The following is a 14,114-nucleotide window of genomic DNA, read 5'->3' on the forward strand; positions in this document are numbered from 1 at the left end:
ATATTATTCTAATTTGAAGTAGTTTTTAGACTTTAGAAAGATTGTATCGCAGATTAGTATCGTTAAAAATAGTATACATATATGGCCAAAGTTAGTATGTATATTTATTTTTACAAAACTCTTTTATTTGTGTAATTGATGTGATAGAATTACGGAGAAATAGGAGAGATAAGTATGAAATATAGTGATTTAATTGATATAGCACACCAAAATTCAAGATGTGATGTGCTATCCTCGAATGCATTATTAAATGGAGAATGTACGGCATTATTATCAGCGGATGGAAACGTATATACTGGGATTTCTGTTCAAAGTACAACAGGAGCAGGATGTAATTCAGGTGTAAGTGCTATTGCGGAGGCTTTAAAATCTGGAAAAACACATTTTGTGAAAATGGTTACTGTGAACGGTGAGGGAAACGTGATTGCACCTTCAGGTCAAACACGAGAACTTCTTTCACAAATTAATGCAGATAATAAGCAATGTGAGATTATGGTTTCTAATGACCATTTAGTAATTCTTGATCAACTCTTGCCATATGCAGCATATTAACACGGGAAACCGTGTTTTTATTTGTCTAATGATGCGATAATAGAACTATAAAAAATAGAAAACGATACAATTTCATGAAAATAGTTGACCAACGGTCAGTTTGGTGATAAACTAAACAACGGCTGGCATAATGACCAATGGTCAGTTTGTATCGGAGGAGGGAAATATGGTATCCAAGCTTGAGAAAAACAAGTTACTTAAAGAGAACAAATTGTATAATGCTGCGTATGATTTATTTACAAGTCATGGAATTAACGAAACATCAATCAGCGATATTGCGAAACATGCTGGAGTTGGTAAAGGAACCTTTTATCTATACTTTAAAGATAAATACGATATTTTAGATCGCATTATTTTTAAGAAAAGTTCGGATGTTTTAGTTTATGCGGTTAACGAAACACATTTAAACGTATTCGAACATTTTGAAGATGAAGTGATATTTTTTATCAATGTAATTCTTGATTTTTTAGAACAAGATCGGCTTCTTCTAAAGCTTATCCATAAGAATTTGTCATGGGGGGTTCTTAAGAAGGCAAAAGAAGACTATGAAGAGATAAATTTAATCTATCATATGTTTACAAAAGGGCTTAAAGATTTAGGCATATCAGAAGCAGAAATAGATCATACGATTTACATTGTAATCGAACTTACGGGTTCAGTTGCATACAATACAATAATTCTTGAGGAACCCTCAAGTTTAGAAACCATGAAGCCCTTCCTCTTCGATACCATAAAACGTATTATTAGGAGATGATTTCGTGAAGAAAGGTTTTACCCAAGCGTTTGGAGATGCGATTGCGAAACACCGCAAAATTATATTAATTATTGCGACTTTGCTTTTAATTCCATCGCTTTACGGAGCAGTATCTACGAAGATAAATTATGATATTCTAACATATCTTCCAAAAGACTCTGAGTCGGTTAAAGGTCAAGAAATATTAGACCGAGAATTTGGTGGTGCATCGACTGGAATGTTAGTCATTGAAAACATGACAAACAAAGATGTAGTAAAAACAAAAGAAAAGATTAAGACGGTTAAAGGTGTCGAAGATGTAATTTGGGTCGACGACCTTGTAGATATATCCGTTCCTTCAACAATGTTACCCGAAGATGTACAGTCGTTACTTTTCCGTGAGAACTCAACATTACTTATTGTTAAGTTTGATGAAGGAAATGCCTCACCACTTACCCATGAAGCAATCGATGATATTCGATCATTGCTTGATGAACATTCATTCCTCAGCGGAATGTCTGCATTATTAAAAGATACAAAAGAACTTGCAGATGCACAAACACCAATTTATGTTGGACTTGCAGTATTACTTGCCACATTAGTGCTCGCAATGACTTTAGAATCAACCGTTATACCATTTATAATCCTCTTGAGCATTGGATATGCAATCGCTTATAACTTTGGAACAAACGTGATATTTGGTCAAATATCATATATAACCAAATCATTAGCTGCCGTATTGCAATTAGGTGTAACGTTGGATTATTCGATTTTCTTATTACATCGTTATGAAGAGGAGTTACGCAAGAATTCAAACAAAGAACAAGCAATGGGTTCTGCGATTGCCTCAACTGCATCATCGATTGTAGGGAGCTCATTAACCACGGTTGCAGGCTTTTTAGCAATCGGTGCTATGAATCTAACAATCGGTAAAGATATTGGATTTGTAATGGCTAAGGGTGTCGTGTTAGGTGTATTATCAGTTCTAACTGTATTGCCTTCATTAATTCTTATCTTTGATGGTCCAATTCATAAATGGCGCCATCGCACAATTCTACCTGAATTTGATCATCTATCAAAATTAGTTACACGTCATGCGAAAGTATTTGTACTCATCGGTGTTTTACTCTTCGTTCCAGCATACTTTGGACAAAGCAATAATGATGTTTACTACAACCTTGATGAATCCTTACCAAAAGACATGACATCAATGGTCGCACTTACAAAACTAAAAGATGATTATAATATGCAAACAACACATTTTGCAGTCATTCCAAAAACAGTTCCTGATTTCGAAATCACCCGAATGATTAAAGAAATCGAATCGTTGGATGGCATTGAAAATGTTATTTCATATCAAAAATATGTGGGTCCTACAGTTCCAGAATCGTTTTTACCGGAAAAGGTAGTCTCAATTTTCGAAAAAGGTGATTATAAACGTCTCATCATTAATTCTTCTTTTAAATCCGCTACGGATGAAGAAAACCAACAAATAGAGGCGATATCTTCAATTATGAAACATTATGATGAAGATGCATTATTAACGGGTGAAGGGGTCTTAACAAAAGATCTGATCGATATTGCGGATGAAGACTTTGCTCGTGTTAATGCACTGAGTTTTGCTGCCGTATTTATTATCATTGCCCTTGTATTTATGTCCGTATCAATTCCAGTTCTCTTAATCGCAGCAATCATGCTTGCAATCTTTATTAACATGAGTGTTCCATTCTATATGGGAACTTCTATTCCATTTATAGCTGGTATCGTAATTGGATCAATTCAATTAGGGGCTACAGTTGATTATGCAATTCTGCTAACTACACGATTTAAAGAAGAATGCGGGAATGGTTTAGAAAAACATGAAGCAATGGAAATTGCTGTTAAAGAATCAGCTAAGTCAATATCAACAAGTGGACTTGCATTCTTTGGTTCTACCGTAGGTGTTGCAATTATTTCTGAGATGGAATTAGTATCAAGTCTTAGCGGTATGATCGCTCGTGGAGCAATCATTTCTACACTCGTTATATTATTTATTCTTCCTGGTATCTTACTTGGATGCGAAGGAATTATAAGTAAAACAACACGGGGATGGAAAAAAAGTAATAAAGGAGATGTTATAACGAATGAAGACTAAAAATTCAATACGTGCACTAAGTGGTGCGATTGCAATCAGTATGGTTGCCGTTGTACCTGTAAGTGCAAATGAACCGATAAAAAAAGACGAAACAGTTTTTGTAAACTTGGATAGTGATGGTCGCGTGATTCATAAAGTATCAAGTGTACACTTACATTCAGATAAAGAATTAAAGACTGTTTCAGATAAATCAAATTTAAAAAATATCGTCAATGTTAAAACGGACGATCAACCTGGTATTGCGGGTAATACAGTAATATGGAATACAGATCAAAAAGATGTTTATTATCAAGGAGATATCGAACAATCATTACCGATTGAAACATCGATTCATTATACCTTAGATGGTAAAACAGTTCGTCCAGAAGATATTGTTGGACAAAGCGGTCGATTAAAGATTTCAATCGACATTAAAAATAACGATCCACGCACTATTAAATTAAAAAATGGTGGAACAAAAAATGGTTATGCACCTTACATGGTTGCAACTGTCATGAACTTATCCTCAGACATTTTTAAAGATGTTACTGTGAATACAGGTAAGTTAATTCAAGATGGGAACAATCAAATTGCTACCTTTGCTGTTCTTCCAGGAATGAAAGAAAATCTCGGTATTACCAAAGATTTCTTTGGTCTTGATGACCATATCGAAGTCCAAGCAGATGTTGTGGATTTTGAAATGAGTCCGATTGTCTTTACCGCGACTTCAAACATTCCAAATTTAGAAGCATTAGAAGAATTTGATCGTGTTGAAGATGTTGCAAGAAGTATCGAGACTTTAAAAGATGCTGCCAACCAACTTGCAAACGGAACACAACAATTATCCGATGGTTCAAATCAATTAAATAGTGGCATTACTGACTATGTTAGTGCAGTTGGTAAAGTAAGCGATGGATCGCATGAGCTTGCTTCAGGTTCGGGTGTGTTTTTTGACGGTATTTATCGAAGCTCGGTAGGTGCACAATCCCTTGCTGACAATACATCTCTTTTTACCGAGAAAACAGCACAATTAGGTAATGGTTATATGGCTTTAAGCGAAGGTGTTACGCAATATGCTTCCAAAGCAACTCAATTGAGCGAAGGCTTTATTAAAGCTTCTGAAGCATTGCAACCCGTTAGAGGCTCTGTAACCAAACTTAAGACTGGAATGAGTCAAATTGATTCGGGTACACAACAATTGACGACGGGAAGTCATCAAGTTGTATCAGGTGTAAACGGAGTCCAGGGTGCAAATACAATGGGATTAGGTCAAATTAAACAAACAGCACAAACCATTGCATCGCTCAAAGAACAAATTACGGTACTTGAAAAAGCCATTGCATTGATTCCTGAAGACAAAGATCGTACAGAAATCCAACAAGAATATGAAACACTTGTTAAAACGGTTAATGCACTCGAACAATCCAATGAAGCAGTAAATACAATCTATGGACACGTTGATACACAACTACCTACGCTTGTTGAAGGTAGTGAAGCTGTGAAACAAGGACTTGAAACTGTGAATACAAATCAAAAATCAGTCTTAGCAGGACTTGGTCAACTAGATCATGGATTGGAACAATTTGAAACTGTGTCTGCACAATTGAATGAGAATGCACAAAAACTAAATGCTGGAGCCTTGGTACTTGATACTAAATCTAAAGAGGCATCACGTGGAAGTCAACTTCTACTTGATGGTTCGTCCAAACTTTCCGCAGGTGCTACTGAACTATCATCAGGCATTCAAAAACTAAATGACGGATCAATTGTTGTTAAAGAGGGACTTGATGCTCTTGCACAAGGCTCAAATCAAGTTTATCATGCTGGTTCACAACTCGAAGCAGGAGCAACCAAACTTGCTGAAGGTTCAACAGAACTTAATAACAAAGTTAATGAAGGAATGGCTGAAGCGAAATCACACGATGAGATCAGTATGGATGATTTAACTCGAATTCTTGATGTAAAAGATGGTCTCTTAGAGATCGCTGAAACAAATACAACATTAAGTGGTCTGGGTTCTGACATGGAAGGCAGTTCCAAAATGATTATGAGAACTGAGGCAATAAAGAAAGAAAAAGAAACAAAAGTGATTGAAGAAACAGTTCAAGAACACAAAGGATTCTTTGCTTGGATTAAAGAAAAAATTTCAAAATAAAAAACGACTTCGGTCGTTTTTTTTTAAGCTTCAATCAGTGTAAGGTTTGCATAGATTGTTGTAATAATGGCAATGACGATTCCAGGTATGACCCAAGAAAGTTGAAGGTTATGTAATGGAAGCGTCGAGATGAGTTTAAAGCATGTACTGTAAGCATGATTAATACTTGATAGGATACTAATACATCCCACAACAATCGTCGTTATTTTAAATGTTATATCGGGTATGTCGCCTATAAGGGTTAAGAGAATTAAAGTAATTGCGATTGGATAGATTGCACTCAGTATCGGTGAACTGATCGCTAAAATCTGATTCAAACCGAAATTACCAATGATTAAACTAATTATTGAGAGTAAGATAACAAATTTTTCATAACTTAGGATATGTAGAAGTTCTGAAAAATATTTACTGCATGAAGTAATTAATCCGACACAAGTTGTAAGGCATGCTAAGGTAAAGATCAATCCAAGTACAATTGGACCATAAGACCCATAGGCCGCATATGAAACAGCAATTAAGACCTCTGCACCATTGGTAGCATTTGGTAAATTTGGTGCAATATGAGAGCCTAGAAGTGCCAAAAGAATATAAACAAGAAATAATAAGATCCCTGCAATCGCACCAACTTGATATGTTGTATTACGAATCAGCTTTTTATCGGTAATTCCGATGTCTTGTATAATCATAGAAAGTACAAGTCCAACTGTAAGGGATCCGATCGCATCCATCGTCATATAACCATTAATAAATGCGGCCGTTGCCGGATGGAGACGATATGGATCTTTGGGAGGTAAAATTACATGTGCCTGTTTAGAAAAAATCAGGACTGAAGTAATAATCAAAAGACTGAGAAGAATCGGTGTTAATACTTTACCCATACGATCCACTAACTTATTGGGTTTCATGGATAACCATGCGGCAATACCAAAGAACACAAACGTATAAATAAGCATTGCGACACCCAAGTTCGATGCAGATAACATCGGTTTAATTGCAATTTCAAAGGGCATTGTACCTGCTCGTGGAATCGCTAATCCAGGTCCTATAGAAATATAAATAATAACGGTGAACGCTGTGGCAAAGTGCGGGTGAACTTTTGACCCAATTGGATTGAAGCCTTCAGCCTTTGCGACGGCACTAATGCCTAAAAACGTTAGAAAGACGGCAGACATTGAAAAGAAAAAAATTGATATTGGAAGGTTATATCCCGAAAGATAACCAATCATGGAAGGAAAAATAAGATTTCCAGCACCAAAAAACATAGAGAAAACTGTAATACCAAGAGAAAGTACCTCAAGGCGTGATAATTTGTTCATAAAGGACCCCAATTTCTAGAATTTAAGTTTAAAGTATAAAGGTGGATAATAAGTGAAATTGTACTAATTCCCGAGGATATGGTCAAAGTTTTTTTCAAATAGCGTAATTTGGTAGTCAATTGTGTTGTACGTGATTACCGGACTCGAATTATTTGTTTTGTTTTTAATGATACTACTTAATTGGATTAAACGGTTATGATGATCGAGAATCAGTGAAGCCATTCGATCATGAGTATTGAGATCATCGTTACGATAATTTTGGCTGCAAATCATATCACCTTGGCTTCGAGACTTAAAACGAATTGATTCATTCAGAGATGCAATTTTCACGTCTTTATGGTCCGTTAGTCGAAATGATCTTAAAAATGTGCGATGATAATTATCTTTATAAAACGTTCCATCCTGATTTAAAATAACATACGTTCCTGTATGGGTCAAAATCAACTGGGATTCCAATTCATTACCACATTTATAGAAGCGAGTGTGTTTCATAAATGGATTCAGTGATGAATACATAAACAAACCAATACACATTGATATTAATAGGAAATAGGTTAAGATATTCTTTTTATTCATATGCATAGATCCCCCAATAAAAGCGCTATAATTAGGATTATACACTGTTTTAGCGATTATAGGTCATCTTTCTTATCATTTAAACGATTTATTTTAAAATACAATAAGTCATATTCGTATTTGATACTTTAAGAGTGTTTTTGCATAAGCGTTTTTATCTTAAATCGATTTAAGTTTTATTTAAGTTTATATTAAGAATTAGGTTTTAATATATAGGGGTCGGACAGTGGAGGGGGACATGTATTCCCAGTACATGGTCACTGTGAAAATATATTCATTCTTCTCCTTGAATATAGCCGACATAAAAAAACGATGTAGTCTTCCGTCATTTAACTACATCGTTTTTTTTTATTTGATTTCATCGAAAATCATTTTCAAAGCATGATTTGTTGCCATTTTTTGGATTTGTATTCGTTCATCAGCATGGTTTCGACCTAAGTTGAGGGTTTTCACTTCAACACCTTTTGACGTCGCAATTGCAATATATACAAGTCCTACCGGTTTATCATCAAAACCACCTGTAGGTCCTGCGATTCCTGTTATACCAATACCAATATCTGAACCTGCAAGTGTACGAATATTGGAAGCCATTAGTTTCGCGACTTCCGGAGAAACAGCTCCAACGGTATCAAAATATTCATGAGGTATGTTTAGGATTGCGTTTTTCTGATCGTTTGAATACGTAGTAACACCCAGATTAAATACTTTTGAACTCCCGGAAACGCGTGTTATTCGGGAACTTAAAAGTCCTCCTGTACAACTTTCAGCCGTTGAAACGCTCATGTTTTTTCGTGTAAGTAAGGGAACAATCACATCTTCAAGATAGGGCACATCAACACTGTAATAATAATCTTGAAAAAGTTCTTTGATTTCTTCGATTACGGGTTTTATAAGTGTGTCCGCTTCAAAATAAGATTGAGCACTTGCAGTAATACGCAACATGACGCTGCCATCTGAAACATATGGTGCAATTGTAGGGTTTTGATAATCGATCATTTTATCTTTGAGAATTGATTCGACTGTTGATTCACCAATTCCAAATAAATAGATCTTATGCGATACAAGCGTCACGTTTGTTTTTTGTTTTAAGTAATCATTAACAGATGTTTCAAACATCATTTTCATTTCACGTGGGGGTCCCGGAAGTAATATAACAGTTTTGGTGTTGGTTTCAATACCAATGCCTGGAGCGGTACCACACATGTTTTCAAATACAAAAGCACCTTGAGGAATCATCGCTTGCTTAATATTGTTTTCGGTCATAGATTTACCACTTGTTTTAAAATACGATTCAAGCTTATCCATGGTAGGTTGGTGAAGTATAAGAGGAAGACCAAGCATTTCAGCGATAATTTCTTTTGTAAGATCGTCATAAGTTGGTCCAAGTCCACCTGTAAGAAGAATGACATCACTACGACTTAAAGCTTCCGAAAAACTATGCTTAAGACGCTTCGGATTATCACCCACAACACTTTGATGATAACAAAATATGCCATCATTCGCTAATTGTTGGGCAATATACGTTGCATTTGTATTCACAACATCCCCCAACAACAATTCGGTTCCAACACAAATAATTTCTGATTTCATAATTCAACTCCGTTCTGTCACTATAATACCATTGTTACTGTCTTTTAACGAGAAAAATTCTTGATGACATTTTGTGATAGTTTCATGACAACCGCCGTTATATTTGAATAATCATTTTATAATAACTATAAGATCGTAATTGTTTTTAAAACACAATCAAACAGCGATGAAAGAAGAGGAGTAGTTATGCGTCATAAATGGGAAAATTCACTAGATTTATTAAAAGATGGAAATCTTCGCTTTACAAATCAAACGGTTCGAAATTCACATCATGCTCAACATGAGATGGAAGACTTAGGAACGGGACAAAATCCTTATGCGATTATTCTTAGTTGTTCGGATTCTCGTGTGTCACCGGATATTATATTTGATTGTAAGTTAGGGGATTTGTTTTTGATTCAAAATGCTGGTAATATTTCAGATTCTTCGGTGTTAGGAAGTATTGAATATGCGGTTGAGAATCTTAAAACGCCTTTAGTTGTCGTCTTAGGTCATAGTCAATGCGGTGCTATCAGTGCCGCGTTCAATAACCTATCACTTGATGGGAATCTAAAAACCATTGTGGATCAAATCAAAGGACACATTTTAAGTGAAGGCATTGATCATTCATCGGAAAACCACGCTCAAAAAACGGCTTCAGAAATCGCAGACAATTCGTCTATCAAACGTCATGATGTTAAAGTTGTGAGTGCGTTTTATGACATAACAACAGGACTTGTATCGTGGTTATAATTGCATCAATATCATAAGACTACTATATTCACAAAAATTTGCTATACTATTAAGAAGATAAGTAATGTAAAAGCCAAGACAAATCTGTCTTGTTTTTATTGTTTATTTATAAATATACTCTATAATAGGAGTTTGAACGAATTTAAAGGAGAATATCAGTGATTAGTACAAATAATTTATCGTTAATGTTTGATGGCAAGGCATTATTCGAAGAGGTATCTATAACATTTACAGAAGGTAATTGTTATGGTGTCATCGGTGCAAACGGTGCAGGAAAATCAACCTTCCTGAAACTCTTATCCGGTGAGCTTGAACCAACAAGTGGTCATATATCAATTCCAAATGGAAAACGACTCTCGTTTTTAAAACAAGATCATTTTGCCTTCGATGATTTTACAGTTTTAGAAACAGTTATCATGGGGAACGAAAAACTCTATGAGATTATGAAAGAAAAAGAAGTGATCTACGCAAAAGAAGATTTCTCAGAAGCGGATGGAATTCGTGCTGGTGAACTGGAAGAACAATTTGCGGATATGGATGGTTGGAATGCTGAAGCAGAAGTGTTCACATTATTAAATGGTCTAGGCGTTGATCGTCAGTATCACGAATCGAAAATGGAACAACTTACAGGTTCTGATAAAGTTAAAGTATTATTAGCCCAAGCAATTTTTGGTAATCCTGATATTCTTCTACTTGATGAGCCAACAAACCACCTTGACCTTGAAGCCATTCAATGGCTTGAAGAATTCTTAATTAATTTTGAAAGTACCGTAATTTTAGTATCCCATGACCGTCACTTTTTAAATAAAACATGTACTCATATTGCGGATATTGATTTCGGTAAAATTCAGTTATTTGTAGGAAACTATGACTTCTGGTATGAATCCAGTCAATTAATCCTTCGTCAAATGAAAGATGCAAATAAGAAAAAAGAAGAAAAAATTAAAGAACTTCAAGATTTTATTGATCGCTTTAGTGCAAATGCTTCAAAATCAAAACAAGCAACCTCACGTAAACAAGCTCTATCAAAAATCAAACTTGATGAGATGGTACCTTCAAAACGTCGTTACCCATTTATTGAGTTTAAACCAAAACGTAATCTCGGAAGTTCAGTATTAGAAGTTGGCGATTTGAGTGCTACTTTAGATGGCAAAGAACTTTTCACAAATTTAAGTTTCACAATTGGAAATAACGAAAAGGTAGCGTTCGTAGGAGACCAAGAAATCACTAAATCACGCTTTTTTGATATCATTACAGAACGAGTTCAACCAGATGCTGGTTTTGTGCATTGGGGATCAAGTGTTGATTATGGATACTTCAATAAAAACTTTGATGAAGATTTTGAAACTGATGAACGAATTGTTGATTGGCTCATGGAATTTTCTGATGAAAAAGATGAAACGTATGTACGTGGATTTTTAGGACGCATGATTTTTGCTGGAGATGATGCATTGAAGAAACTTAATGTTCTATCCGGTGGTGAAAAAGTGCGTTGTATGATGTCCAAGATGATGATTATGGGTAAAAACGTTCTAATTCTTGATGAACCAACAAACCATCTTGATATGGAGTCCATTACTGCATTGAATAATGCACTGATTAAATTCCCAGGTACAATTCTTTTAGCGTCACATGATCACCAAATTATTGAAACAACCGCAACACGTATTATGGAATTTAAAGAAGATGGTACGCTTGTAGACTATCTCGGAACATACCAAGAATATTTAGACCGTAAATAACAAGGAAAGGGGAATTGACGATGCAAACCTATTTTTATCCAATACGAACAGCTCTAATCAGTTTTCCTTTCATTGCATTTGCGATGTTAATTCCATATTTAATTTATGATTATCATAAACATGGCTCGGTCTCAAAATGGCGGGCTGTGGTAATCTACAGTTTTATTTTCTATTTACTGTGTGCTTTTTATCTGGTAATTTTACCATTACCCGATCGACAAACAGTGCATACACATTGGAAAGATATGATTCAACCCATTCCATTCTCATTTATATCAGACTTTATTCGAGAGTCCTCGATGCGTTTATCAAATCCAAGCTCTATTCTGATGGGATTAAAAGAGGGGGTATTCACTCAACCGGTTTTTAATATCCTGATGACTGTCCCTTTTGGAATTTATTTACGTTATTACTTTAACTGTGATTTAAAGAAAACAGTGATTTTAAGTTTTATACTATCATTGTTCTTTGAGTTAACACAGCTTACAGGGCTTTATGGACTGTATCCAGGACCTTATCGTTTATTCGATGTGGATGATTTAATCTTAAATACTTTGGGTGGGCTTTTCGGATATGGCATCGCACCCTTAATGACTTACTTTTTTCCATCTCGAGAAGCGTTGGACTTAGAATCTGCTGAAAAATCGGTTCGAGTTACTTATATACGGCGTCTTGTCGCTTATATGATTGATACAGCGATAATGTCAGTGGTTCTTTCAGTATTTATGCTTGGAATGCGTGCAATTAATCCCGAAGTAGCCCAGAATCATGTATTTGTGTCGATGGTTAACTTCATTGGATTCATCTTCTTTTTTGCGATATGGCCAATTGTACATCAAGGATCAACCGTAGGTATGTCAGTGGTGCAAGTACGTATCGTGGCAAAGCAGAGTGCATCAAGAATCAAATCTATAATTTTAAGAACTGTTCTTGTTTATATATTTATCATTCGTTTTGGAGATATTACAGGGGCACTGTTTGAAATGGTTTCATCAACCAATTTATATGTTGGTACCATTACGTCGGTCCTCTATTTATTGGTGATTTTAGGTTATTGGATATTTATTGTGAGTCATATTATTTCAACATTGTTTCGCAAGGATTATCGCCTTTTTTATGAACGGATTTCGAAAACATCTATTGTTAGTACTTATCATGAAAAAGAGTCGATGCATTCATAGTTTAAAATACATAAAAAAACGTTCGCTGTTATCAGTGAACGTTTTTCTTTTATCAAATCTCAACCGCACCACTTTTACTTTTATTAAAGTCTATCTCATAGGCCGTTTTGAAGTCAAATATTTTTCGCGGCATTGAGTTAATTTTGAAGCAAATATCATCAAGATATTGTTGCGCTATATCATACATTGATTTACCTTTTGGTATAAACCTTCTTACTATTGCATTCGCTCGTTCATTGGTTCCACGTTGAAAAGAACAGTATGGATCACACTTATATAGTTTCACACCCAACCGCTTGGCTGTAATTCCTAATGTTTTAAATTCAAGTCCATTATCTACTGTTATCGATTTCGTGGTTATATTATTCTCTTCAATAAATTTTCGAATTAAGTTTGATGTGTAATAGTCATATCGATATTCTGCTTTAATAAGCCAGGTCATTCTTGAGCAGCGGTCTACAATGGATATAATCGCTGCAGATTCATGTTTCTTACCGATTATAGAGTCGATTTCGAGATGGCCAATCTCGTTACGTTTCTCAATGTATTTAGGTCTAAGGCTAATTGGAAGTACTGTTTTCTCTTCCAAGTTCCATCTCAAGTGATTCATCATTCCACTAATTCTCTTTTTACGTTTTCGACGTTTATAGCACATTCTATTTGGTTTTATATCAAGTTTACCTTGATTAATCCAGTTATAGACTTGCTGCGATGAAACACACGGTTTATATGGATGATATCGTTTATAGTTACTCAAGCATACTTCTACCGAATGAACTTTAGGATCATAGTGAGAATGCAGATATTCGATTAGGTGGGAATATTTTTCTCGAATATCAATCGTTCGTTTCTTATAGACATTATTTTTATATCTAGAAATCGTAGAATGAGATATATTGAGTTTACGTGCTGCCTTGCGCATAGAGTAGCCGATGCTTAATAGAATATCAATTTGGTCTTTCATTTTTTTATCTAATTGTTTATACTTCATATGGGAGCTCCTTTTAGTCGGGTGGGCTCCTTTTATTATACAAAAACAACCGCACCTTGGGTGGTGCGGTTGAGATTTGAATTTAGGAAACGTTCGCTGTTATCAGTGAACGTTTTATATTGTTTTTAGATATATTCATCTGCTTTGACTGTAAACATAATTGCGCCAGCCATAGGATCTTTTTTGATTTCAGCTTTAATGCGTTTGCACGCTTCGTCCTTATCTTCCATGTCCGTTTCGAAATAGAGTTTGATACCATCTTTCTTTACAAAAGTGCATTTCGGATCGGTCATTGTTTCAACAATTTTTTGAATTTGTTTTTGCATGATAGGACTATTTATAATAATTGTATTCATATTAATACCTCTTTCTACAAATTAATAGTAGCAAAATATGGAACCGATTACAATAAAAAAACAAAGATATTGAAATA

General features: G+C 35.1%; 12 protein-coding genes. 7 read left to right on the forward strand and 5 right to left on the reverse strand.

Features of this window, described 5'->3' with window-relative positions; genetic code table 11:
* The first annotated feature begins 174 nt into the window (after positions 1 to 174).
* The 4 genes from NMG63_RS04520 (at position 175) to NMG63_RS04535 (ending at position 5,553) form a co-directional block, all read left to right on the forward strand.
* A complete protein-coding gene (locus NMG63_RS04520; RefSeq protein WP_254006470.1) occupies positions 175 to 552 on the forward strand; it encodes a cytidine deaminase in 378 nt (125 codons plus the stop codon).
* Positions 553 to 718: 166 nt separating this feature from the next.
* Positions 719 to 1,306, forward strand: a complete 588-nt coding sequence (locus tag NMG63_RS04525; RefSeq protein ID WP_013852952.1) for a TetR/AcrR family transcriptional regulator — start codon at positions 719 to 721, stop codon at positions 1,304 to 1,306.
* 4 nt (positions 1,307 to 1,310) lie between these two features.
* Complete coding sequence (locus NMG63_RS04530) at positions 1,311 to 3,419, forward strand: efflux RND transporter permease subunit (protein ID WP_254006471.1); 2,109 nt, start codon at positions 1,311 to 1,313, stop codon at positions 3,417 to 3,419.
* Positions 3,409 to 5,553 (forward strand): YhgE/Pip domain-containing protein, encoded by a 2,145-nt coding sequence (locus NMG63_RS04535; protein WP_254006472.1) that lies wholly within the window; start codon positions 3,409 to 3,411, stop codon positions 5,551 to 5,553. Before NMG63_RS04530 ends, NMG63_RS04535 begins: the two co-directional genes overlap by 11 nt.
* A 23-nt stretch (positions 5,554 to 5,576) precedes the next feature.
* Here the strand turns inward: NMG63_RS04535 and brnQ are convergent, their stop codons facing one another.
* The 3 genes from brnQ to NMG63_RS04550 form a co-directional block, all read right to left on the reverse strand.
* Positions 5,577 to 6,869: a branched-chain amino acid transport system II carrier protein gene (gene brnQ / locus NMG63_RS04540; RefSeq protein WP_123171486.1), complete on the reverse strand. Its 1,293-nt coding sequence runs from the start codon at positions 6,867 to 6,869 to the stop codon at positions 5,577 to 5,579.
* A gap of 63 nt (positions 6,870 to 6,932) precedes the next feature.
* On the reverse strand, positions 6,933 to 7,445 hold the full coding sequence (locus tag NMG63_RS04545) for a hypothetical protein (RefSeq protein ID WP_254006473.1): 513 nt from the start codon (positions 7,443 to 7,445) through the stop codon (positions 6,933 to 6,935).
* A 348-nt stretch (positions 7,446 to 7,793) separates the two neighbouring features.
* Positions 7,794 to 9,035 carry a competence/damage-inducible protein A gene (locus NMG63_RS04550; RefSeq protein WP_123171484.1) on the reverse strand — a complete coding sequence of 414 codons (1,242 nt, stop codon included), beginning with the start codon at positions 9,033 to 9,035 and terminating at the stop codon, positions 7,794 to 7,796.
* Between the two features lie 186 nt (positions 9,036 to 9,221).
* Here NMG63_RS04550 and NMG63_RS04555 point away from each other — a divergent pair, with 186 nt between their 5' ends.
* From NMG63_RS04555 to NMG63_RS04565, 3 genes are all read left to right on the forward strand, one after another.
* Positions 9,222 to 9,767 (forward strand): carbonic anhydrase, encoded by a 546-nt coding sequence (locus tag NMG63_RS04555; RefSeq protein WP_254006474.1) that lies wholly within the window; start codon positions 9,222 to 9,224, stop codon positions 9,765 to 9,767.
* A gap of 158 nt (positions 9,768 to 9,925) precedes the next feature.
* Positions 9,926 to 11,509, forward strand: a complete 1,584-nt coding sequence (locus NMG63_RS04560; protein WP_003773615.1) for an ABC-F family ATP-binding cassette domain-containing protein — start codon at positions 9,926 to 9,928, stop codon at positions 11,507 to 11,509.
* Between the two features lie 20 nt (positions 11,510 to 11,529).
* A complete protein-coding gene (locus tag NMG63_RS04565) occupies positions 11,530 to 12,690 on the forward strand; it encodes a VanZ family protein (protein ID WP_254006475.1) in 1,161 nt (386 codons plus the stop codon).
* A gap of 52 nt (positions 12,691 to 12,742) precedes the next feature.
* On the opposite strand, the gene NMG63_RS04570 is transcribed toward NMG63_RS04565, so the two are convergent.
* Together NMG63_RS04570 and NMG63_RS04575 are read right to left on the reverse strand one after the other, a co-directional pair.
* Positions 12,743 to 13,681 (reverse strand): IS30 family transposase, encoded by a 939-nt coding sequence (locus tag NMG63_RS04570; protein WP_254006434.1) that lies wholly within the window; start codon positions 13,679 to 13,681, stop codon positions 12,743 to 12,745.
* A 125-nt stretch (positions 13,682 to 13,806) separates the two neighbouring features.
* Complete coding sequence (locus NMG63_RS04575; RefSeq protein WP_013852959.1) at positions 13,807 to 14,037, reverse strand: hypothetical protein; 231 nt, start codon at positions 14,035 to 14,037, stop codon at positions 13,807 to 13,809.
* Between the last annotated feature and the right edge of the window lie 77 nt (positions 14,038 to 14,114).

Origin of the sequence: Erysipelothrix amsterdamensis (genome assembly GCF_940143175.1) — a bacterium.
In the GTDB taxonomy this organism is placed as follows: Bacteria; Bacillota_I; Bacilli_A; order Erysipelotrichales; family Erysipelotrichaceae; genus Erysipelothrix; species Erysipelothrix amsterdamensis.

What these genes read in the sequence shown, in the direction of transcription:
- NMG63_RS04520 (WP_254006470.1), top strand. Translation starts at nt 175, where the DNA reads ATGAAATATAGTGATTTAATTGATATAGCACACCAAAATTCAAGATGT.
- NMG63_RS04525 (WP_013852952.1), top strand. Translation starts at nt 719, where the DNA reads ATGGTATCCAAGCTTGAGAAAAACAAGTTACTTAAAGAGAACAAATTG.
- NMG63_RS04535 (WP_254006472.1), top strand. Translation starts at nt 3,409, where the DNA reads ATGAAGACTAAAAATTCAATACGTGCACTAAGTGGTGCGATTGCAATC.
- brnQ (WP_123171486.1), bottom strand. Translation starts at nt 6,869, where the DNA reads ATGAACAAATTATCACGCCTTGAGGTACTTTCTCTTGGTATTACAGTT.
- NMG63_RS04545 (WP_254006473.1), bottom strand. Translation starts at nt 7,445, where the DNA reads ATGAATAAAAAGAATATCTTAACCTATTTCCTATTAATATCAATGTGT.
- NMG63_RS04550 (WP_123171484.1), bottom strand. Translation starts at nt 9,035, where the DNA reads ATGAAATCAGAAATTATTTGTGTTGGAACCGAATTGTTGTTGGGGGAT.
- NMG63_RS04555 (WP_254006474.1), top strand. Translation starts at nt 9,222, where the DNA reads ATGCGTCATAAATGGGAAAATTCACTAGATTTATTAAAAGATGGAAAT.
- NMG63_RS04565 (WP_254006475.1), top strand. Translation starts at nt 11,530, where the DNA reads ATGCAAACCTATTTTTATCCAATACGAACAGCTCTAATCAGTTTTCCT.
- NMG63_RS04570 (WP_254006434.1), bottom strand. Translation starts at nt 13,681, where the DNA reads ATGAAGTATAAACAATTAGATAAAAAAATGAAAGACCAAATTGATATT.
- NMG63_RS04575 (WP_013852959.1), bottom strand. Translation starts at nt 14,037, where the DNA reads ATGAATACAATTATTATAAATAGTCCTATCATGCAAAAACAAATTCAA.